The sequence below is a fragment of the Vibrio sp. QJM3NY_15 genome (genome assembly GCF_057785995.1).
Genome location: NZ_CM173517.1, coordinates 1,333,525 through 1,357,564, shown reverse-complemented (window position 1 = coordinate 1,357,564; position 24,040 = coordinate 1,333,525). Strand labels below are relative to the sequence as shown.

Below are 24,040 nucleotides of genomic sequence, written 5' to 3'. Positions count from 1 at the left end.
TAAAATAGCAAAATATCGCTTATATTTTATTTATATTTAGATACAATTCACCTCTCAAACTTACCCTGTGTTTCACGCCAATTATTGAGCGACCACTGTGAATATCGACGTTGTTTTTCTGTTAGAACAAAACCCCATTCTCCTCATCTTTGTTGTTTTATCGATTGGATTAGCCATTGGTAAAATTCGTTTCGGTAGCCTCCAACTTGGCAATTCAATCGGTGTTCTGATTACTTCCCTTATCATGGGACATCTTGGTTTTTCGTTTAACGCTGATGCGCTCACGATTGGCTTCATGCTTTTCATCTACTGTGTGGGTATTGAAGCAGGACCAAACTTCTTTGGTATCTTCTTTAGAGACGGTAAGCACTATCTCATTCTGAGCCTTGTGGTGCTCTCTACCGCAATTGCTTTAACGTATTTCAGCAGCCATTACCTCGGGCTGGGCTTTGGTTTATCCGCAGGCATGATGGCGGGGGCCTTAACAGCAACGCCGATATTAGTAGGTGCTCAAGATGCTCTGAATTCTGGGCTTGCAGAATTACCAAGAAACATGGATATAGGCCTGATCATCGAAAACCTATCAGTGGGTTATGCGATGGCTTATTTAGTTGGCTTAATCAGCATGATTATGTTTGCTCGCCTTATTCCAAAGCTTCAGAAAGTTAACCTACATGATTCAGCTGAGCAAATCGCCCAAGAGCGTGGCTTAGGTGCTTCCGGGCAACGTAAGGTTTACCTTCCAATCATACGAGCTTACCGCGTAGGACAAGAGCTTATCTCTTGGACTGACGGTAAGAACCTGCGTGAACTGGGTATTTATCGCCAAACAGGCTGTTACATCGAGCGTATTCGTCGTAACGGTATTCTTGCCCACCCTGATGGTGATGCAATCCTGCAAGAAGGCGATGAAATCGCATTAGTTGGTTTCCCTGATAGCCACGCGCGTCTCGACCCAAGCTTCCGTAATGGTAAAGAGGTTTTCGACCGTAATCTTCTCGATCTTCGTATCGTGGAAGAAGAGATCGTCGTTAAGAGTGACAGTATCGCAGGTAAGCGCCTTTCAGACTTAAACCTTTCTGAGTACGGCTGTTTCCTTAACCGCGTAGTAAGAGCTCAGATTGAAATGCCGATGGACTTAAACATCGTGCTTTCTAAAGGTGATGTACTGCAGGTCAGTGGTGAAAAGAGTCGCGTTCACGGTCTAGCTGAGAAAATTGGTTTCATCTCAATCCACAGCCAAATGGCGGATTTGATGGCCTTCTGTAGCTTCTTCATTCTGGGTATTCTGTTTGGTTTGATCACCATGACATTCGGTCAGGTTTCGTTTGGCTTAGGTAATGCGGTCGGGCTGCTTCTGTCGGGCATCATGCTTGGCTTCTTACGAGCGAACCACCCTACTTTCGGTTATGTGCCTCAGGGGGCATTGAACATGGTCAAAGACCTCGGTTTAATGTTCTTTATGGTCGGTATCGGCTTGAGCGCCGGTGGTAAGATGTTTGAACACTTAACGCAAGTAGGCCCTCAGGTCATCGGTATTGCTCTAGTAGTGAGTGTTCTGCCGGTATTCTTCGCTTACTTAGTCGGTGCTTACATATTGAAGATGAACCGAGCTCTACTATTTGGTGCCATCATTGGCGCGCGAACCTGTGCTCCGGCGATGGACATCGTAAATGACCACGCTCGCTCAACTATCCCAGCTCTGGGTTACGCGGGTACGTACGCGATTGCCAATATATTGATGACCTTAGCAGGTACCTTCATCATCATCATTAGCTAGCGTCTGCTACTTAAAAAGCAGCCAAGCTTAGATATTTCGAATGCACTAATTCATCTTTGGATTAGTGCATTTTTTATAGCCTGTTTTAAGCGGTTCAAGCCTTCTTCCCCGCTCCTGTTCTTAAATCTCTTCGTATCTCGCCACTCGAATCCCGTATCTGCTTTTACTTTCCCATATCTACTTTTAAGATAAAAAAATAGGCGCTCAGTGAGCGCCTATTTCGTTTTTATTCGATTGTTTGAATTAGATGTCAGCTACATCAAATTCAACAGCTGGGTTAACGTCAGCTTCGTAATCAACGCCTTCAACACCGAAACCGAACAGCTTCAAGAATTCTTCTTTGTACTCTACGTAGTCAGTCAGTTCTTTCAGGTTTTCAGTTGTGATTTGAGGCCATAGGTTACGACAATGCTCTTGAATGTCGTCACGAAGTTCTAGGTCGTCTAGACGTAGACGGTTCACTTCATCAACTTCTGCTGCGCTGCCATCTTCTTTGTATAGACGTTGGCTGAACATACGGAAGATCTGTTCCATACAACCTTCGTGAATACCTTCTTCACGCATCTTCTTGAACACCATAGCGATGTAAAGAGGCATAACAGGAATCGCAGAACTCGCTTGAGTCACTACAGACTTAAGAACAGCAACGTTTGCAGTACCGCCAGTTTGGCCTAGTTTTTCGTTTAGCGCTGATGCTGCACGATCTAGATCCATCTTAGCTTTACCTAGCGCGCCATCCCAGTAGATTGGCCACGTTAGTTCAGTACCGATGTAGCTGTAAGCAACAGTCTTACAACCGTCAGCCAGAACACCCGCTTCAGAAAGTGCGTTGATCCAAAGTTCCCAATCTTCACCGCCCATTACAGTAACAGTGTCTTTGATCTCTTCTTCAGTAGCAGGCTCAACGCTTGCTTCGATGATCGCATCTTTGTTTGTATCTACTGCTGTAGATGTGTACGTTTCGCCGATAGGCTTAAGAGCTGAACGAATTACTTCGCCAGTCTCTGGCATTTTACGCACTGGAGACGCCAGTGAGTACACAACCATATCGATCTGACCTAGGTCTTCTTTGATCAGGTCAATTGTTTTCTGTTTTGCTTCGTTAGAGAAAGCATCGCCGTTAAGGCTTTTTGAATACAGGCCTTCTTCTTTAGCTAGCTTGTCGAACGCTGCTGAGTTGTAGAAACCAGCTGTGCCAGTTTTTTTCTCAGTACCGGCTTTCTCGAAGAAAACACCGATAGTAGAAGCGCCGCCACCAAATGCTGCCGCAATACGTGAAGACAAGCCGTAGCCACTTGAAGAGCCAACAACTAGTACACGTTTAGGTGCGTTTGCGATTGGGCCTTGAGCTTTTGTGTAAGCAATTTGTTCTTTTACATTAGCTTCACAACCGACTGGATGTGTTGTAGTACAGATGAATCCGCGAATTCGAGGTTTGATGATCATATTCAACTTCCTTAAAAAATCAGGTTAAGGATAAGAGTTTCGTGCGCAAATGGCATCTAATTTCTGTAAAAATGTGGTGAAAATGCAAGTGGTTGGAGCACTCAACTAATATTTGCTGACTAAGTCGCCATTTGTTAACGCTTCTATTGAGACTTATACGACAAAAACAAAAAAGGCACCTTATTAGGTGCCTTTTATCATTTCTTTATCTAAGCAACGCTATTTAGCTTAGGTTTTAACTCTTTTCGCGTCAAAGTTTCACTAAAGTCATGACTGAAGTGGTCAACTTGAATCGCTGTATAACGAAGTTTATCAGCAGCAACAATTTGGTCGACTTCTTCTTGCGTCAGAACATCAGCAGCAAGTGCTTGTGCCAGTTTATCTGCCAGCAAGCCTTTACGAGCCACTTTGCCTTCTTTCACTGCTTGGAAGATCTTACGCTCTAGAGGCTTGATGCTGTACATCGCATTGAAAGCGTTCTCCATAAGGCCAACACTATCATCCTCTTCCTTGCCGATGTAGCAAAGGTGAGTCAGACGTTCACGGTGTGCTCCCGGAGTCATCAAGCTTTCTGCTAGTTGAACTGTTAGGTTATCACTTGGTTTTTCGAAGTGGTTACCAACAGGGAAAACTAGACCTTTAAGTACTTTACCCACCATCTTGTTCGGGAAGTTACGGTACGCTTCTTGTAGTGACTTAGCCGCATTGTGGAAACAGTGTTGAACCGCGTAGTGTACGTAGTCTAGGTCAGCTTGTTGGCGACCTTCGTCTTCATACTTCTTAAGTGCAGCAGAAGCCATGTATAGGTAACTTAGACCATCACCCAAACGCGCAGAGATAAGCTCTTTACGTTTCAGTTCTCCACCTAGCGTCAACATTGCGAAATCCGCACTCACTGCAAGCGCACGGCTCAAACGAGTCAAATCTTGGTAGTAAGGCTTAGTTGGTCCGCTCATGTCGGCTTTAATGAACTTAGAGCCAGTCAGTGCTGCACCAAATGCGCCAAACGTGTTTTTAGTTGCGTGTGAGATGTGCTTGAACAACAAGCTATCAAAGTCTTTTGCACCTTGCTTCTCGTCTGGATTTGCTGCCGCTTCCATTTCGCTCAATACATATGGATGACAACGTGTCGCACCTTGACCGAAGATCATCAGGTTACGAGTTAGGATGTTCGCACCTTCTACTGTGATAGCCACTGGGATACCTAGATAAGGCGCAGCCAAGTAGTTCATTGGACCATCTTGGATTGCACGACCTGAGTGGATATCCATTGAGTCATTCAGAATAGTACGAGCCATCTCAGTCATGTGATATTTGGCGATAGCCGTTACGATACCCGGCTTCTCTTTCATATCAAGCGAAGTGGTTGTCAGTGTACGGGTCGCTTCTAATAGATACGTTAAGCCACCAATACGGCCTAGGCTCTCTGCAACACCTTCAAATTTACCAATCGACATACCGAACTGCTTACGAACATAAGCGTATGCGCCAGTCGTTTTCGCTGTTAGGTGGCCCATCGCCGTACCAAGTGCGGGTAATGAGATACCACGACCTGCAGACAGACATTCCACCAGCATACGCCAGCCTTTACCTGCGTAATCTGCGCCACCGATTAACCATTCCATAGGAATAAATACATCGTGACCGCGTGTTGGACCATTCATAAACGCAAGACCAAGTGGATCATGACGCTCACCGATCACAACACCTTCGTGGTCAGCTGGGATAAGCGCACAAGTGATACCAATGTCTTCTTTGTCACCCAGTAGCTTTTCTGGATCGTGCAATTTGAAAGCCAGACCAAGTACCGTCGCCACTGGTGCTAACGTAATGTAACGCTTGTTCCAGTTAAGCTTGATGCCTAGTGTCTCTTTACCTTCGTGCATGCCCATACACACAGTGCCGACATCAGGGATACCACCCGCATCAGAACCCGCTTCAGGGCCTGTTAGTGCGAAACATGGGATATCTGTACCGTCAGCAAGACGTGGTAGCCAGTAGTCTTTTTGATCTTGAGTACCGTAGTGAGACAGTAGCTCACCAGGGCCAAGAGAGTTTGGAACCATTACCGAAACCGCAGTACTGATACTACGCGTTGCAATCTTAGTTACGATTGTAGAGTTGGCGTGCGCCGAAAATTCACGGCCGCCGTACCCTTTCGCGATAATTAGCGAGAAGAAACGCTCTTTGCGTAAGAAGTTCCACACCTCTTCAGGAAGGTCTCGATCTTCTTTTACAATTTTGTGGTCATCAAGCATAGCGAGCAAAGTTTCAAGTTCATTATCCATGAACGATTGCTCTTCTGCTGTCAGCTGAGGTTTTGGGTACTGGTGAAGCTTAGTGAAATCTGGTTTACCAGAAAACAGCTCTCCGTCCCACCACACGCTACCCGCTTCCATCGCTTCTTTCTCGGTGCTAGATAGTGGTGGTAGTACTTTTTTAAAGAGTTTAAAAGCTGGGTCACTTACCCATTTTTGTCTTAGAGAGCTCATAGTTCAGATCCTTTTGTTCACTATATTGTTTGTGAATATTTTGCTTTTTATTGTTTTATTCTTTTGCTGACATGCCAGCGGCCAAAAATGGAATGAGAATATCGACCACTGCCTTCGCATCTATCTTTCTGTCATAGTCATTCTCTGCAATTTCTATTAGAGCTTGGCTAGATGCCATGGTGAATACACAAGTCCCTAGGGTGAAGTGCAATCGCCAAAATAACTGTTCTTGAGTGAGGTTCGGGTTGGCTTTCATTACTGAGCTGGTAAACAGTGTCAGTACTTCGCTGTAGCGAGTGGTAATGAACCAACGCAAGTGACCTTGCACATCCGTATAACCTCGGCCGATGAGTAACATAAATCGGCTCGTACCATTTGGCCTTACATCATTCAGAGCTCTTAGCGGCTGTCTTAAAGACTCAAACACGTCACTCATAGAATACGTTTCGTTCAAGTTTAAGTTCACTAAAGCGTCTTGCAGTGCAGGCATAAATGCTTCTAAGTATCGATTTAATACGGCACGAACCAGAGTCTTCTTATCGCCAAAGTGGTAGTTCACTGAAGCAAGATTGACATTGGCTTTACCCGTAATAGTGCGTAAAGAGGTGTCATTAAAACCGTGCTCAGCAAATAAGCCTTCAGCCACATCTAAGATTTTGTCTTTGGTTGTACTTCTTGGTGCCATTTCAATCACTCGTATTAAACAACTGTTTGAAATATACGCTTAGTACATTTATTTAACAAGCAAGCAACATCACATTTTCACAAATTGGTCGTACCAGTTAATTACTTTATTCACTAACCGATTGAATCGATGCATGTTTACAAAAAAAGGAAAAATTAATGAATTTTCTGGGAACTGAAATTGAAATGGCGGGTCATAAATTAAGTAGAAAACAGAGTATTTAGAAGTTTAACAGGCCGTCAAACTTGTCTCTCCCCTGCTTTCTTAATTACTGCATTTTCCTTATTAACTCCTATACTTGTATCCGCCCAAACCGTGTTGGTTTGGGCTTTTTTTTACCTATGATTCAGACAACTTTTCTTCGGCTACTACTGGGCACAAAAAAGCCCCCGAAACCGAGGGCTTTCATTACGTTAAGTCATAGAACACTTCACGATACCGACTAAGCTGCATCGTTTTTGATAAGCTCTCCCAATATCGCGAGATCACTACCAAGATCAACCGAAGCGCCCATTTCCGTAGCAATCCCTTCTACGACGATCGTTTGAACGTCGACTCCACCATTGATTGGAATAGACAAAGCAATATCTTCACCATCGACCGAGACTTCAATCATATCTAGCAATTCTGCCATTTGAGTTTCGTCTTGTGGGTCTTCAATGAGATCATTGAGGTCAATTAAATCACCAGAGCCGTTAGTATAAAGCTCGAAATCTTTAATGATGTCTGTTCCGTTGTCGAGCGCGGAGTCTAACCAAGTAAAGATGTTGTCCTCACTATCACCAATCAATAAATCATTGCCAGCAGCAGCAAACAGCGGTTCGTTACTGGCAGCACTGATCACGTTGTATAGCTGTGGTTCTTCCGTATCAATTGTCACCGTTTCTACCGTACTTTCGGCACCACTTGAATCTACTGCAACATAGTCAAACTGAGGATCATCGGTTACCGCTTCGTTGCCTTGGACATAACGTAACTCCCAGCTTCCTCCCGTTGATGAAAGCTCCATTCCAACTATTGGGTTATTTGGTGAGGAATAACTAAATTCATAAAGGAGTTGGCTATTACCAGTATCACCTGGATCTTTTTGATACTGCTCTGTGTGAGTAGAACCATCAGCGAAGGTATAAAGCACTTCAACATAAACATTACTATTGGTGTTAAACGAACCGCCCAAGCCATCTAAACCAAAATCAACAACATCTAACGGATTATCCGTAAAATCAAGTATCAACGTCTCCTGTTTGTTCATACCTCTACCATCAGTATCACCAATCCCGTAACCAACATGAGGCTGCTCACCTTGATACTGCTTAAGTGGCTTATCATTATTATCTTCGATAGTTAATGTAATGGTATTGCCGTTGGCTAAGGTGATCAGTCTTTCTGTTGGAGATACCGCCACTCCCCAGTTATAAAAGCCATCTACAAGGTCAGGCATGTCCTCAGGATCGCCACTGAAGCCCATTTCAAACAGCTCTCCAGGCCCGGCAACGAAGCTAATATTGTTTGGAACAAACAGCACACCACTATCCACATCGGACTGTACTATTTCCCTCGTGTTTCCATTTTCATCTGTATAAAGAATCGTGCCACTGGTTGGCAAGGTATCAATACGAACATTTAAAGGTATCCCATTGTGATCATCTTCTATATCTGAGATGTAATCAGGCATGCCACCATCTTCAGAGTCGAACAGAATAGGAATAACGGCGTCGTCATCATTGACCACCACAAAGCTTGTTGCTTCAGGGGCATCGTTGACACCATTGATCGTTATCTCAATGACATGTTCAACACCATCAATTGCAGTAACCACATAGTTCTCAATAACGGTGTCGTCGTCACCGAGATATTGAACGGCATCATTATCAACAACATAACTCCATGCGCCCTCAGGGGTGATAGTTAACATACCCAATGCTAATGCATAAGTTGAACCTACAGGTGTGAATACACCATTAGGTTTAAAGGCAGGCATATCACTGGTGTCAACATCGGTAATCGTGAGCGTACCCGACGTCATGAGTGAGTTTGTATCTAAGTCGACATTCCAGTCTTCGGTCACTTCTCCCTTATCCGAATCACCTTCACCAACAGTGATTTCAGATGGGTCATCCGCACCGTTGATGGTAATGGTCACTTCACTTGTGGTTCCGTCAATGGCAGTAACAGTGTAAACCTCGGTAACAGTTTCGTTTTCATCAAGATACTGCACAGCATCATTGTCGACGGTGTAGGTCCACTCACCGTCAGACGTAATGGTCAGTGTCCCGAGAGGTATCGAATTAGTTGAACCGGAAGGTTTGAACGCACCAGATGGATTAAAGGCAGGATTATCACTGGTATCTAGGTCACTGATAGTCAGCGAGCCTGTTGTTTCAAGAGTGTTCGACTCGTCATCGACATCCACGTCTTCCGTAACACTACCCGTGTCACTGTCACCTCCACCAACCGTAATTTCCGATGGGTCTTCCGCACCGTTGATAATAATCGTTACCTCACTGGTGGTGCCGTCTGTTGCACTCACCGTGTAGATCTCAGTAACAGTTTCGTTATCATCAAGATATTGAACGGCATCATTGTCTACAGTGTAGGTCCACTCACCATCGGACGTAATCGTCAGCTTCCCGAGAGGTATAGCATTAGTTGAGCCGTAAGGTTTGAACGCACCAGATGGATTAAAGGCAGGATTATCACTGGTATCTAGGTCACTGATAGTCAGCGAGCCTGTTGTTTCAAGCGTGTTCGACTCCTCATCGACATCCACATCTTCCGTCACCTCACCCATGTCAGAGTCACCCTCTCCGACGGTAATTTCGGATGGATCATCAGCACCGTTAATGGTGATGGTCACTTCACTGGTAGTGCCGTCTGTTGCACTCACCGTGTAGATTTCAGTAACAATTTCGTTATCATCAAGGTATTGAACGGCATCATTATCGACAGTGTAGGTCCACTCACCATTGGACGTAATGGTCAGCGCCCCGAGCGGTATCGCATTAGTTGAACCCGAGGTGTTAAAAATGCCGTTTGGGTTGAAGGCAGGTGTATCATTGTCATCAACATCGGTAATGGTTAAAGTACCTGACGTCGTTAAGTTATTGCTCTCTTGGTCAACCTCGACATCCTCAGTTACTTCACCTGTATCCGAATCACCGTCTCCTACGATTATGTCAGATGGGTCATCCGCACCGTTAATGGTGACGATCACTTCACTTGTTGTGCCATCATCTGCCGTCACGGTATAAATCTCAGTAACGAACTCATCGTCGTCTAAGTACTGAACGTCATCGTTGTTAACGACGTAAGTCCAAGCACCATCAGGGTCGATAGTTAGCACGCCTAGTTGTGATTCATTCGTCGAACCTTCAAGGTTAAACTCACCGTCAGGTAAGAAGGTAGGAGTATCACTGTCTACGTCGGTGATCGTCACTTGTCCAGAGGTGACGAGTTGGTTGGTTAATTCATCGACATCTTCATCCTCAGTCACACTGCCTGTGTCATCTGTGGCTACTGCTGTATCATCAGTACCAATGATGGTGACTGTGATAACTTGCTCGCCTCCATCAGAAGTTTGTACCGTGGTTGTATCTTGAATTTGCTCGCCGTCGGCAAGCTCGTCAAATGGACTGTTGGCTACAAAGGTCCAAGTTCCATCCTCATTGACGACAAAACTCCCTAGCCCATTATCCCCTTCCACACCCTTAGCGATAAAGGTTACATCTGGATCCTCAATGGTTAAGGTCCCTGCAGTTTCAATAGGCTCGTCGCTTTCAAACTCAACAACGTTGGCTTCTCCTGACACAAGCGCAAAAGCTATGATGTCAAAAAGAGCAATACTTTGAGTTTCTGACAACCCTTGAGACTCAAGTCCGTCAGTTTCAAAGTTTGTCGCAGCTTGAGTTTCAGCCCCGGTACGTTCAATCCTACCGCTGTTGGTTAAACTTGAGCCTTGCTCACCCGCCGCTGTATCAAACTCATCTCCTAATTCCGTTGGATCAAATCCTTCTTCGATAGCACGTTGTACTTGAGCGATTGCATCATCAGTATCTAGCACATTTTGTTGGCCCTGGTTATCCACAAATCGTGCAGAAACACTTGGCACACTGGTTTCACTAGTATCAAAACTGATGACTACATCACTGGTAGCTGGTTGTTCGCCCGGAGACAAACGTCTAACTTGGCCTTGAGCGTTGAGCACAACACTACCGCTAGCAAGGCCTAGTATGTTTAGGTTGAAGTTTCCCATAGCTAAGTTCCCACTTCCTCTACCCAGAACAAGCCACACGCTAGCTCACTCCCAGCTCTGCGTTATGGCTGTCGCATACAGTAAATTTAGTATCGACACTATTGATAATCAACTCACTAAGGCGGGCGTGCATATGGCTATTTTTAAATTAGTCAATAGCAATAGCGACTTACCATCAAAAAAAACAAACAAACTTCGCATTTTTTTACAGATGTCCTAAGCTTCTTTAATACAGTCTGTGTCTCAATAAAGCAGAAAATACTGCTACGAGATTGGTCGAAACATATAAAAGTAGAAGGAGAGCTACTTTGAAATTGTTTAAGTTATCCATAGTATGCTGCTTCATTGCAGCGGCCCCAGTCGCCGCTCAAACTTTGGAACAAGCTGTTGCTATCACTTTGGCGACCAATCCTGAGATTAAAAGCATCTTCAACGAGTATGTAAGCGTCAAAAAACGAAATGACGCTGCTGGTGGTGCTTACCGACCGAGTATCGACCTTGATGCAGGTATTGGTTACGAAGGCATAAACCCTGCACCGAACAACGGCCCAGATACAGACCTTACAAGAAAGGAAGCTACAATCTCCCTGACTCAGCTGTTATGGGATGGTTCATCAACTCTAAACGACATTGATCGTACCGCCGCAGAAGCAGAATCGGTTCGCTTACAACTGTTAGCGGATGCCGAGGACAAAGCGCTAGAGGTCACCCAGATCTATTTAGACGCAGTAAAAGCCACTGAAGTTTTAGCCCTTTCGGAAAGTAACCTTGCTATCCACAAGAAAATTTATAAAGACATCAAAAAGCGCGCTGTGTCAGGCATAGGTTCAACTGCTGATGTATCGCAGGTAGAAGCTAGGATCGCAAAAGCTCACGGCAACTTGTTAGCCGCACAGAACAATCTAATCGATACCCATACCCAATTTCGAAGAGTGGTCGGTCAGGAACCACTAGGCTTGGTTTACCCAAGAGCCGATATTTCTATGATTCCACTTTCATTATCAGACGCCTTGGTTGATGCTTTGGACCAACACCCAGTCATCAAAGTCGCTGCTGCAGATGTCGATTCAGCGCATTTCCAATACAAACAATCGAAAGGTGTTAACTACCCGACATTCTCTATTGAAGCATCTCAATCATGGCGTGATGATGCCGGTGGCGATGAAGGTTCGAGCCAAGAAACACTGGCAATGCTGAGAATGCGATACAACTTGTACAACGGTGGAACAGACAGCGCTAACTCTGAAGCCGCAGCTTACCAACTGAACAAAGCGAAAGACCTGAGAGATCGTGCTTATCGCCAAGTTGAGGAAGGCCTTCGTCTTTCATGGAGTGCCTTAGATCTAACACTGCAACAAAAGAACTTCTTATCTGATCACGTTGATTCAGCTTCGGAGACCGTTATCGCTTATGAAAAACAATATCGAATAGGTAAACGTACTCTGCTTGATCTACTCAACACCGAGAACGAACTATTTGAAGCCCGTAAAGATTATCTCGATGCGCATTACTCTGAGCAGTACGCTAAGTACCGTGTAATGAACGCAACAGGTTCTTTATTGAATGCTCTACTGGTCGACATTCCAGAAGAGTGGACAACGGCCGTGGAGTATTAATGATGAAAATAACTTACTTACTACTTCCCGTACTATCGATGACTTTATTTGCCTGTTCGAGTCAGCAAGAAGAAGACTACATCGAGACACCTGAAGCGGAGCAAATTTCTGACCTGCAAGACGATGACAAAGATGGTGTGGTAAACGCACGAGATACCTGCCCTGGTACACCCGAAGGTTCTCAAGTGGATAACGCTGGCTGCGGGGAAACTATTCGTTCGCAAGAAGTCAGACAGTTGAAAATCCTTTTTGCAAACGACTCGTACGAAGTTAACCCAATATTCTCGGATCAAATCAGCACCATGGCGGAATTTTTAGAAACTTACAAAAGCGCATCGATTGAGATCCAAGGTTATGCAAGTAAAGTCGGCTCCAACGATTACAACTTAGACTTGTCTAAGAAACGTGCTCACAATGTTGAAGATGAATTATTATCAAACGGTATTGAACCAGACCGAGTAAGAATCGTCGGCTATGGTGAAGAACGTTTAGAAAGTGATGGTGATGACCCGACTTCACATGCGTTAAACCGTAAAGTAACGGCAACTGTAGTCGGTCTAAGCGAACAAATCGTCGAGGAATGGACCATCTTTACTACACTAGAGAAATAGCGTGACATTGTCACAGCAGGTCTTGTGCTTAGGTTAAAGATTGTTTAGTTGAGGATTGTTGGTATGGATATGGAAGAACCCGTTCTGCTATCAAAGAGAGGACAACAAGACTCACTGTAGGAGCTCAGGATCAATAAAGCCGTGATAGGGTTACCCATCACGGCTTTTTGTTCTTTGTCATCACATCAGCCTCAGTAGTAACTCATGTGATCAATTCTTGTTGTTCATTAAGTGGGCTGGCTTGTTTAAGCGAGCCCGTTACTGATTACAGTTTTACTTCTTGCTGCTTAGTCTTTGGTAGAGAAATACTTAGTAGGAAGTAACCCAGTATTGCTGCTGTCGTAGAGCCCATCAAGATACCTAGTCGAGCGAACGTATCAAATTCTGCGTTCGTTGGACCAAATGCCAGTGAAGAGATAAAGATAGACATCGTAAAGCCAATACCACACAACACAGAGACTGCGAAGATGTTCATGAAGTTCACGCCTTCAGGAAGCTTAGCTATGCCCATTTTCACTGCACCCCAGCTGAATAAGAATATACCTAGAGGCTTACCAACCAATAGACCCATCGCGATACCTAAAGGTAGCATTCCGGTTAGGCTTGATAGAGAAATACCTTCCAGTGATATACCTGCGTTTGCAAATGCAAAGATTGGCAGGATGGCAAAAGCAACGTACGGGTGCAATGCATGCTCTAGGTGTTTGAGAGGAGAACGTTCCCCTTTATTACCCTTGAGTGGAATAGCAAAACCAATTACTACACCAGCCAATGTTGCGTGAACACCAGATTTCAATACTGCGAACCACAGAATTGCACCGACGATCAAATAAACACTCAGCTTAGTCATATGTTTAGCATTCATCATAAACAGGACACCTGTTGCGATAAAGCCAACCGTTAAAGCAAGCGTTGAAAGATCACCTGAGTAGAACAATGCAATGATAACAACAACACCAAGGTCATCGATAATGGCTAGAGCCAGTAGGAACACTTTCAAGCTAACTGGTACACGATTACCAAGTAGCGCCATGATACCCAATGCGAATGCGATATCTGTTGCTGCTGGGATAGCCCAGCCTTGTAATGCTTCTGGATTACCAGAGTTGAATAGCACGTAAATAAGTGCAGGAGCTAGCATACCGCCCACAGCTGCGATAGCTGGGAAGATTGCTGTCTCTTTAGACTTTAATGCGCCTTCTAAAAGTTCACGCTTAACTTCTAAGCCGATTAGAAGGAAGAAGACAGCCATGAAGCCATCATTAATCCAATGAGATACAGACATACCAAGAACGTAGCTGTGTAGAACGCCTTGATACATTTCGTTCAGTGGTGAGTTTGCTACAAACATTGCGATCGCCGCAGCGATGACTAGTATGATGCCGCCAGCAGATTCCATTTTAAAGAAGTCACGGATGACGTCGGTCATGATTTCGCCCTTATATTTATTATTTAAATAAACGAATAACAAAGAATAACCACGAGTGTATAGACAAGCCCAATCGATAGATAATCACTTCTTTGGATGTTTAACTTCGGTTTTTCCTACAAATACTAAACAATACGTCGTATATTCCATAATGTTTTTACGTATTGTGAATTAAGTATAGATGAGAACCTTAAAGCTGTATGCAGATTTAATTCAAGTATGGAGGGTGCTACAAATATAAAAAAGGCTATCAAATGATAGCCTTAGGTGTATTTAGTAACCGGTGAGTTGCATGAAGCCTGTTGCTTCATGACTGCCACTTGCCATGATTGGCCCTTCCCAATACGGAATCACAAAAGGAAGCCACATATCTCGTCGTTTGATGCGTGTAGTTAGGTTGATATCGTGTTCAGGGACGTTAATTATCCATTGAAGAGGCATTCTTCGCCCATTAAGCAACGTTGTATTCTGCAAAGGCTTAATAGAAATGTCAGATTCAGTCAGCTGAAAAACCTTGCCTGAGCGAGTGGCGAGAGTACCAAACACATAAGGCATCTGCTGATTGTGGCGGTAACGATTGACGCTTAACGCTGTCCCGTCATCTAAATTAAAGACAAACCAATCCCACCCTTGTTGACCCACGCCAAGCAAGCCACTTCCCCACTCTTTATGTACCCATGCCGTTCCTTCAACTTCCTTGGCAACGCCATCGAGTTGTAATGTACCGGTCAAAGATAAGAAAGGTGCACTAAAATTGTAAGAAGCAACAGGCAATAAGTCGTGTTTTTTCTGATAACCATTGTCGCCATTGAGCACATAAGGCCCTTTAGCAACCGTATCTAACTCAAGACCAAAGGTGTCCGTATTCACTTGAAGTCGCCCCGGAAACGGCGTGTTACCTAGCGCGCGCCAATTCCAGTTATCAATCCAGATTCTAAAGGGACTGTTGGTCATTCCCGCCTGACCAATACCGCCACGCGCTAAACGCTGCTCTTTCCATACTTTAGAGTCAGAAGAAATGACGACATTGGAAATATAGATTTGTGGGCTTTGCCATCCTGGCGTTTCACGTTCATCTGTTGCGATGCGGAAAAAGCTCCACTGCACCGAATACTTCTTTCCATCACTCCCTTTTAAAGAAGCGAAGTAATGCCACCACTCATGTTGGAACTCAGGGTGGAACTGGAAATCATGTGGTAGAGAAACACTTCTGTCAGGCAATACAGGCTCGAACACATTAAAGTGCTCACTCACTAATACTGAATTAACTTCGTTAATGCCCTTATCACCTACGTCAACAAAATAGGAATAGTAAGCCCACACACCTAGGAGTGCACCGAAGAAGCTGATCAGTAGAATTGAAGAGACAAAACGATGTCTTAGTTTTTTTGAGCCATTGCGTTGAAACATAATTAAAGCGCATCCCTCAATGACTTCATCGGCGTATTTCGGATCATTCTCATCACTGGTAAAGCACCAGCGAGCATTAATGCTGCCATCGCCCACGCAAAAGTCACTAAGTAATCCCATGGAATCACTTGTAACTCGAGTGACCACCCAAAAGACTGCTTGATAACGATATCAACGATCAAACTTGCTAACGCTAAACCTAATGGCACTGCAATCAAAGATGAAATAAGCCCGAACACAAACAACTGTAGGCTTCCGGTAAATATCAGCTCTTTGGCTGAAACCCCTAAACAACGCTGAAGTGAAATATGCCTTTGACGAGAGACTTCACCCGCGACGGTCGCGAAGAAGATACCAAATACAGCAATCACTAAGGTAATGTTACCCAGCGTATCAGCAATCGCAAAGGTTCTATCGAAGACACGCATTGCTTGGCTGTGAATATTATTGTTATCAAAGATACGTTCAGACCCTAGCCTAAACACACTTTCCAAACGACTGCGTAAACCAATGGCATTCACGTCGTCTTTTAATATAACGCCTAATCCAACATTGCCCCGGCCTGCAAAGCCATATAACCAATTGCGATGTGACATCATGACCTGATGGTATGGATTACCATAATCATAATAAACGCCGACAACCTGCCAACCAGAGCCAAGACTGTCGTGCAGATCGATATAATCGCCGGGACGAATACCCAACTTGAGAGACATTGATTCGCTGATCAACACCCCTTTAGAGTGATGTAGATGATACCAATAGTTTGGAATCCCTAACTTGATAGTCAGCGCTTCTAACTCACCTTCTGAAGGCCCAGTACTGACTACTTGGATGCTACCCTTAGCAGAAGAGACATCTTTTTCCCAACGCCACCACACTGAATCAACTTCAGGCTGTTCTGACAACCAGTTACTCATGCGAGCAGCCGCGTTGTTGGTCGGGTAGATATAAAGGTCTGCGGCCAAACGTTGTGTTAGCCATTTATCGGTGGTGTCTCTAAAGCTACCGACCATGGTTTCAACGCCAATATTCGCTGATAACGCCAGCATAAAGGCCATGGTAGCAACACCACGGTAACTCATACTTGATGCTGCATCAGCGAAGAACCAACGAGCACGAACCCAGCGTAATGAATAAGACAAGCTATTGAACAGCTTCCACATCAAGAACGGCGTAAACAGAGCCACACTCACGAGCATCAACGCGATAATAGCAAAGCCAGACTCTTGCGTTTGTGGCGCTTGATAAACGGCTACAGCAGCAACTAAGAAGCCACAGCCAATCAATGCCTGCCAAGTAAATTCCGTACCCGCAAAGCGCATCAAAGACAAGCGTGATGACAAACGAATAGGTTGAGATTTAAGTAAACGAACCAACGGCCAAGCGCAAGCTAGGAAGGCACCCAATAAAGCCATCATTAAGCTATAACCGCTCCAGCGCCAATTCCAATTGATGGTTAAACCCACATTGGCGTCATAAAGGTCGCCTAAGCTTGAAGACACGGCAGGTAACAGTTGGTTAGCAAGCATGACACCAAAGATGTTGCCGCACACCCAACTCACTAGCACTAAAATCAAGAGTTCTAAACATAGAGCTTTAGCCAGCTGCCAACCGGACACGCCAGTCTGCCTTAATATTCCTACCAATGGCTGACGTTGAATAAATGACAATGACATCGCTTGATAGAAGATAAACAAGCCCACAACAAACGACAGCATGCCCATCGCGGTTAGATTTAAGTGGAAAGCACTGGTTAGAGATTCCAATTCAGCTTTTGAACTGCGAGAAATCGTCAGTCCATTAGGCAACATATTCTTAAGACGTTCTAACTTCTCTGGTGGCATATCTGAACAAGCAATAACAGACAGTCCAGCGCTACGTTTCAACATTCTTAGTAGCGAGATATCTGCGATCAATCGCGTGCCGTTAATGAGGTCGTTTTGATCAACAACAACAGGCCCAAGTTCAGAGCCGTCGAGAAGAGGAATATAGTCACCATTCTTCCATTCCATATGTTCAGCAAGATCATCACTGACAAGGATTGGATACGGCGGCTTCATTAGGTTTAATGTTGTGAGATCTTTTAGCGCGACGCCCGGATGCAACTGAAGCATAGACACTGGGTCCAAGCCAATAAGCATGAAGTTCGCGCCATTTTCATCAGTGATACGGTGGTGTTCAAAAGGAGAACACTGTTGAAAGCCTTCACGGCGTAGCTGGATATAAAAACCTTGAGGGATCTTATTGGCGTTATGTTTGGGACGAATACGATACGGAAGAGGATTCGAAAACAGTTTTTCGCCGTGAGTATAGCTCTGCTTGGCGTGCTGGTTAATTGCAGTAACACCAACCAATAATGATACGCCAAGGGTTAAACCAAGCCATACCAAGATAATCTGAAGTGGGTAACGTCGATAATGACCGAGTAGCGCCTTAACTACGGGCCATAACATGCAGTTGCCCTCCCTGTAGACGAATACGTCCGTCCATATGCTGTGCCACTTTTTCACTGTGAGTAACAAGCAACAAAGTACATTCCAGTTCACGGGCTAAAGAGGTGAGCAAGCGCATTACCGCTTCAGCATTACGCTCATCTAAACTACCTGTCGGCTCATCGGCTAATAAGATTTTAGGCTCCATGTACAAAGCACGAGCAATGGCCGCACGTTGTTGCTGGCCACCAGAAGCTTCTTCAGGGTAACGTCCAAGCAAAGGCATAAGATCTAAAGCAGAAAGGATTTGTCGCCAAAGCCCTTTATCTTCAGGTAAGCCTTTTAATTGACGGCAAAAACGAATGTTGTCGGCAATATTAAGCGTTGGTAGCAAGTTGAATTGCTGGAAGATATGACCAATGTTGTTTCGACGATAAGCCGTACGATTACGTTCTGTCGAATCGTGCATATTGAAGTTTGGGAAAGCGATTTCGCCTGAGTCTGCTAAGTCTAGACCTGCAATAAGATTCAGTAATGTACTTTTACCAGAACCGCTTTCTCCCATTAATGCCAGCTGGTCACCTTGGTTTAATGTTAATTCAGCACCTTGCAAAACAGGGTGAAATTCCCCCCCGTCGACATAGCCTTTACATAGGTCTGACAGCTTTAACATTAAACAGCTCACATTAGTTAGAATTTGGAAGGAGAATCTACACTAATTCCCTGTTAGGAGGAAGTATTTTGAAAGATAGATCACATGCCAACGATAAAGTGATGCGATTGGTGCGCCCTACTTCAACTTCCTATTAAGTTTTTAATCCATTTTCTTGTTTTCATACGATAAAGTGACCCACCCCACTTCAGCACTTCTTCAGTGAGGAAAAGCAGATATACCCACTCCGGTGGAAACTTAAGGTAGATAGCAGCGATCGCGGCTAGCGGGATACCGATCACCCACTGGGCAATCACATCTTGATAGAGACAGAACTTCACATCACCGCCCGCTCTCAACACACCAACAATGACGGTCAGCGGTACCGAATCAATAACAATACCCACGCTGAGGATCAGAATGAACTTCTCTGAAAGCGCTCGGGTTTCTTCTGTCAAAGCGCTAAAGGCGTTCAGTATTGGCGTTTGTACGAAGTAGAGGAAAATCGCGACCACGATACTGGTCAAGAAACACAAAATCGTTAAACCTAGTGCTTGATAGTACACCGCTTCATTGTTCTTCGCGCCAAGCTGATTGCCCACCAGAACCGCTGCCGCATTCGAAAGGCCAATCAGTAGACTCAATGAGATAGACTCTACTGGCGTCATCACTGAAAGTGCAGCCAGACCTTGGACACCCGATTGCCCCATGATCGCGTGGTAAGCAAACAAGCCACCCGCCCACGCTAAGAAGTTAAACGTCGTCGGCAGCGATAACTTTAAGAAGCGAACCACTTTTTCGATCGAAGCTGCCGCTTTTATATCGCAGAACTTGAAAGCCAGTAAATGCTTAGAGAAATAAAGGTAGCCAAACAAGGTAACAACTTCGATTGCGCCACTTAATACCGTCGCAATCGCCGCACCTTTGATTCCTAGGGTAGGAAAGCCCAAGTTACCAAAAATCAAAACCCAGTTTAGAAATACATTCGATAAAATTCCGATACCACTAAAGAAAGTACTCAAGCCAGGCCTGTGCATCGCTCTTAGGCCAACGGCCATACTACTCACACAAGACACGGCTAACATACTAAATGAGGTGATAACGATGTAGTCAACACCAAGGCTGATAACCTCTTGTGAGTCGGTCGTCACGCCCATAATTTGGCTTGGGAATGATACGAAGAACACAATGGTCAGCAGTGCAAACAGTGTTGAAACCAACCAAGTTAACGCCGTACTTTCTCTAACGCCTTGCTTGTTACCTGCTCCCCAATATTGCGCGGTCAATAACGCCCCACCCGTGGTTACACCCACCAACATAATGGTCGTGACAAACATGGCTCTACTCGCCACACCCACCGCAGCAATATCAGCTTCACCCAATTGGCCTAACATCAATACATCCACAAGGCCTCGACTTGAGAACATAATGCTCTGCAAGGTGATAGGCAAAGCAATCGCAATAAGCCTACGAACAAAATCACCTCGAGTGTGATGGATAATTGAAGAGAGCAACATATAGATAGACCTAAACGGAACGTATTGATGAATAAAGATAAATATCGCGCTATTATATCAATGTTCGGTTTTTAACCACAGATATAAATGGAGTAACAATGAAGAAAGTACTGGTTTTAGGCGCTTCTGGATATGTTGGTTCGCAGCTCCTCCCTCTCCTGCTTGAACAAGGCTATCAAGTCACCGCAGCAGCAAGGCATATCGACTATTTAAAAGCACGAACCGAGCCTCACGATAACCTATCGCTCGTGTATCTTGATCTTGCCGACCAAGCTGCGACTCAAGCGCTCGTCCCTGACTTTGACCTTATTTTCTTTCTCGTGCATGGAATGGCTGAAGGCCACGATTTTATTGACTACGAATTGAACCTAGCACGTAACTTTGTTTCGGCTCTTGGGCCAAAGAATCAACACGTGATCTACTTAAGTTCACTTCAACCTCAGACAGCAGACTCAGAACATTTACAGGCTCGAAAAAAAACCGGTGATCTGCTGCGTAGCGGCTCTGTACCCGTGACAGAATTACAAGCGGGTGTGATTATTGGCCCCGGCTCAGCAGCATTCGAAATCATGCGAGACTTTGTTTACAACCTACCTATCATGATTGCGCCAAAATGGGTTGATTCCAAAGCGAATCCAATAGCATTACAGAACCTAAACCACTACTTGCTAAAACTCGCACACGACACGCCAAGCTACAATCAAACCTTCGAGGTTGGCGGGCCTGATATTGTCTCTTATCGAAACCAATTTGCACACATTGCCAAGACAGCAGATCGCCCTCTTCGACTCTGGGCGACATCGCTACTCACACCGCAAATTGCGTCTTATTGGCTAGGCGTGGTGACCTCTGTCCCATCAAATATAGGCAGAGCGCTTCTCGCTGGCTTAAAGCACGACTTTATTGCCAGTTCGACCACCATTAGAGAAAAGTACCCTCAAAAGCTTATCTCGTTCGAAAACATGGTTGAACAAGCTATTCACTCTGAAGGCAACTTCGTAAAGAGTAATGTGTGGGGCTTTGACAAAGCAGCCTTTAAGCGCTGGCAAGCTGGCTATGGTTATTACCCTAAGAAAACAGGTGCAAGTATCACGTCGACAGCATCATTAGAATCGCTCTGGCATGTTGCACAGCAGATAGGAAGCCCAAAACAGGGTTACTTCTTCGGTAACGTATTATGGCGCACACGCGAATGGATGGACGTTTTATTTGGTGGCGGCATTCCGGTTCGTCAAATGCCAGAAGGACCGAATCTAAAAGTCGGTGACAAAATAGATTCATGGAAAGTCATTCGCTGCGAAGAGAATCAGTTTTTATCACTGCTTTTCGGAATGAAAGGCCCCGGTTTAGGACGACTGGAGATTACGGTGTCTGACCATGGAGAGTCTCGCGAACTGAACATATCAGCTTGGTGGCACCCGAAAGGCTTTCTAGGTCTACTCTATTGGTTCGCAATGATGCCTGCTCACCTGTTTATCTTTAAAGGCATGGTGAAGGCAATTGAGAAGCAGGCACAAGAGCAGATGAGGGATTAAAAGCAGATACGGGATTCGAGTAACGAGATGCGAAGAGATTAAGAGCTATAGATAAGACTCTCGTTCACGCCTTCTAGCTAGAAAAAGACCGCCATTTAGGCGGTCTTTATAATTTCAGTCGTCACGAGATTAGCCGACAACGCTAATTGGGATCTCAGCAAGTTGATTGCCTTGGTTAGCAGGATACACGATGTATTCACCGTGGTACTTCACCGCTGACTTATAGTCAGTGACTTTGTGAAGCATGAAACCCGCTTCCATCGCTGCTTGAATAAACTCAGCGTGGTTACCACGAACAAACCAGTTCATTGGTTTTACCATTAGCTCACCGTCGAACGAGTCGTCACACTGTTTGCCACAAAGTGCAAAAGAGTGCTCACCATCAGTGAAGAACTGAATTTTTCCGCCAGTCGTTAGCTCATCTTCACTCGATACGCTCCAACCCATCTCGTACATCTTGTCCATAAAGGCTTCAACGTCGCTGTCTTTCAACGCTTTTGGCTCTTCACCTTCTGGGAAGAATTTACCGTAAAACGCAGAGATACGTTTGAACGTAAAGGTTAAATCAGAGTTGTTGCCTTTTGAACGCCCCTGCTTCTGCCAACGCACCAAATCAGGAACAATCACACGATCATAAGACTGAGCCTTAATCGCCTTCGTTACCCAACGAACCAAATAAAGGTTGTTCGCAATAGGCGCATCAATCGCTTTGCCTGCTTTGTGCAGAGCGTAAAGCTCGCCTAACGCGTCATTAACTAACTTCTGAATTTCAATATAGTATTTTGACATTATGCCTTCTTTCCTAATGTCCAATATAGTAATGCTGACATTACTGCACACGCAGCCATTACCATAGCCATAGACCCAGCACTGTCACTTGGCAGCATCGCAACGATAGCCCCAACGACAGAACCAGTACCAAATCTTAATGTTCCCGCAAGCGATGAAGCCGTGCCCGCCATGTTTGGATAACCACTGAGCAATAGACCCATAGAGTTACTGCCGATAGTAGAAATGGTACCAATAAATAGCATCACAAACGGCACAATGCCCCAAAGTCCTAAGTCCAACGCCCACCCGACAAGTAAGCCTAAACCAGCTAGTAATTGAATAACCAACGCCGCTCTCAACATAGTATGAGAACCGACCTTCTTAACAATTCGACCATTGATGGTTGTCATCAGAATCATCGCAACAATGTTCAGGCCAAACAGATAACCGAACAAGTCAGGACGTACGCCATAGATATCAATATAGACAAAAGAGCCTGCGGTTAAGAATGCAAACATCCCAGAGAATGAGAATGCACCCGAGAAAATCAAACCCATAACCGTCGGGTTTTTACACAAACGAGCGTAATTGCGAATCGTCGTTTTAAAGCGCAAGGGCTGACGATTTTCGACAGGCAGTGTTTCAGGGATCTTAATGATAACCGCAAGAATCACGATAACCGCAAAAATAGCCAACACCCAAAAGATTGAACGCCAACCAAACCACAATGCCAAATAGCCACCAATCATAGGGGCTACTAGTGGCGCAACCGTCATCACTAAGGTAACGAACGACATGGTTCTTGCGAAATCTTCACGGTCGAACATATCACGCACAACCGCTTGGATAATAACCGCTGCCGCAGCACCTGCAAAACCTTGAGCCGTACGAACTAACGTTAACGCTTCAATACCATGAGTAGTTGCACTCACGACAGAGGCTATCGCAAAGAAGAATACACCAATCAATAGAACGGGCTTGCGACCATAACTGTCGGCTAACGGGCCATGTAACAACTGACCGAGTGCAAAACCTGCGGTGTACGCGGTAAGTGTGATTTGCACTTCACCCGCTGTCACGCCGAGATCTTTGGCGATCGTTGGCATTGCAGGTAAGTACATATCGATGGCGAGTGGTGTCAAAGCACCAATAGCGCCCAGAACCAAAAATAGCATCCAACCTAACTGAGGAGTTTGTGGTTGTAAGCTTGGGGTCTGTGAGGTAGACGTTTGCATAACTCTCCGACTAAGTACTAAGTTCTATGTGAGCACGAGCACGCAGCAATATACGAATACGCACAGTGATACACGAATATGCGCACACATACATGAACATATAGTAATAATGGCTGAAACTGTCCTAGTACCAGTCAAAATAATCAGCCGACGCTATCCTTGGTCGGCCACATC

General features: G+C 44.9%; 15 protein-coding genes. 4 read left to right on the top strand and 11 right to left on the bottom strand.

Annotation, left to right across the window (positions count from 1 at the left end; all coding sequences use genetic code 11):
- Window positions 1-97 precede the first annotated feature (97 nt).
- A complete protein-coding gene (locus AC3CKG_RS06040) occupies window positions 98-1,780 on the top strand; it encodes an aspartate:alanine antiporter (protein WP_017111638.1) in 1,683 nt (560 codons plus the stop codon).
- A 243-nt stretch (window positions 1,781-2,023) separates the two neighbouring features.
- On the opposite strand, the gene fabV is transcribed toward AC3CKG_RS06040, so the two are convergent.
- From fabV to AC3CKG_RS06020, 4 genes are all read right to left on the bottom strand, one after another.
- Entirely contained in the window at window positions 2,024-3,226 is a 1,203-nt protein-coding gene (gene fabV / locus AC3CKG_RS06035) for an enoyl-ACP reductase FabV (protein ID WP_029223635.1), read from the bottom strand.
- Window positions 3,227-3,435: 209 nt separating this feature from the next.
- Window positions 3,436-5,718, bottom strand: coding sequence for an acyl-CoA dehydrogenase (locus tag AC3CKG_RS06030; RefSeq protein ID WP_017111637.1), 2,283 nt, complete (start codon window positions 5,716-5,718; stop codon window positions 3,436-3,438).
- 55 nt (window positions 5,719-5,773) lie between these two features.
- The gene (gene psrA / locus AC3CKG_RS06025; RefSeq protein ID WP_029223634.1) at window positions 5,774-6,403 is read right to left on the bottom strand and encodes a TetR family transcriptional repressor PsrA; all 630 of its coding nucleotides are present in this window, start codon (window positions 6,401-6,403) and stop codon (window positions 5,774-5,776) included.
- 442 nt (window positions 6,404-6,845) lie between these two features.
- On the bottom strand, window positions 6,846-10,655 hold the full coding sequence (locus tag AC3CKG_RS06020; RefSeq protein WP_102541390.1) for a VCBS domain-containing protein: 3,810 nt from the start codon (window positions 10,653-10,655) through the stop codon (window positions 6,846-6,848).
- A 308-nt stretch (window positions 10,656-10,963) separates the two neighbouring features.
- On the opposite strand from AC3CKG_RS06020, the gene AC3CKG_RS06015 reads away from it, so the two are divergent.
- A complete protein-coding gene (locus AC3CKG_RS06015; protein ID WP_102541391.1) occupies window positions 10,964-12,271 on the top strand; it encodes a TolC family outer membrane protein in 1,308 nt (435 codons plus the stop codon).
- Window positions 12,271-12,882 (top strand): OmpA family protein, encoded by a 612-nt coding sequence (locus AC3CKG_RS06010; protein ID WP_032501212.1) that lies wholly within the window; start codon window positions 12,271-12,273, stop codon window positions 12,880-12,882. Before AC3CKG_RS06015 ends, AC3CKG_RS06010 begins: the two co-directional genes overlap by 1 nt.
- A gap of 265 nt (window positions 12,883-13,147) precedes the next feature.
- Here AC3CKG_RS06010 and nhaA read toward each other — a convergent pair whose 3' ends face one another.
- From nhaA to AC3CKG_RS05985, 5 genes are all read right to left on the bottom strand, one after another.
- Window positions 13,148-14,311, bottom strand: a complete 1,164-nt coding sequence (gene nhaA, locus AC3CKG_RS06005) for a Na+/H+ antiporter NhaA (protein ID WP_029223633.1) — start codon at window positions 14,309-14,311, stop codon at window positions 13,148-13,150.
- A 273-nt stretch (window positions 14,312-14,584) separates the two neighbouring features.
- Entirely contained in the window at window positions 14,585-15,721 is a 1,137-nt protein-coding gene (locus tag AC3CKG_RS06000; protein WP_102338765.1) for a lipocalin-like domain-containing protein, read from the bottom strand.
- 2 nt (window positions 15,722-15,723) lie between these two features.
- A complete protein-coding gene (locus AC3CKG_RS05995) occupies window positions 15,724-18,177 on the bottom strand; it encodes an ABC transporter permease (RefSeq protein WP_488528991.1) in 2,454 nt (817 codons plus the stop codon).
- Complete coding sequence (locus AC3CKG_RS05990) at window positions 18,158-18,829, bottom strand: ABC transporter ATP-binding protein (protein WP_017108235.1); 672 nt, start codon at window positions 18,827-18,829, stop codon at window positions 18,158-18,160. Before AC3CKG_RS05990 ends, AC3CKG_RS05995 begins: the two co-directional genes overlap by 20 nt.
- 122 nt (window positions 18,830-18,951) lie before the next feature.
- Entirely contained in the window at window positions 18,952-20,325 is a 1,374-nt protein-coding gene (locus AC3CKG_RS05985) for an MATE family efflux transporter (protein ID WP_488528990.1), read from the bottom strand.
- 98 nt (window positions 20,326-20,423) lie between these two features.
- On the opposite strand from AC3CKG_RS05985, the gene AC3CKG_RS05980 reads away from it, so the two are divergent.
- A complete protein-coding gene (locus AC3CKG_RS05980) occupies window positions 20,424-21,860 on the top strand; it encodes a DUF2867 domain-containing protein (protein WP_281052890.1) in 1,437 nt (478 codons plus the stop codon).
- Between the two features lie 129 nt (window positions 21,861-21,989).
- Here the strand turns inward: AC3CKG_RS05980 and AC3CKG_RS05975 are convergent, their stop codons facing one another.
- Together AC3CKG_RS05975 and AC3CKG_RS05970 are read right to left on the bottom strand one after the other, a co-directional pair.
- Complete coding sequence (locus AC3CKG_RS05975) at window positions 21,990-22,649, bottom strand: DUF2913 family protein (protein ID WP_017108238.1); 660 nt, start codon at window positions 22,647-22,649, stop codon at window positions 21,990-21,992.
- Window positions 22,649-23,866 carry a Bcr/CflA family multidrug efflux MFS transporter gene (locus AC3CKG_RS05970; protein ID WP_102513985.1) on the bottom strand — a complete coding sequence of 406 codons (1,218 nt, stop codon included), beginning with the start codon at window positions 23,864-23,866 and terminating at the stop codon, window positions 22,649-22,651. The genes AC3CKG_RS05975 and AC3CKG_RS05970 overlap by 1 nt, the downstream gene beginning before the upstream one ends.
- Window positions 23,867-24,040: the final 174 nt, after the last annotated feature.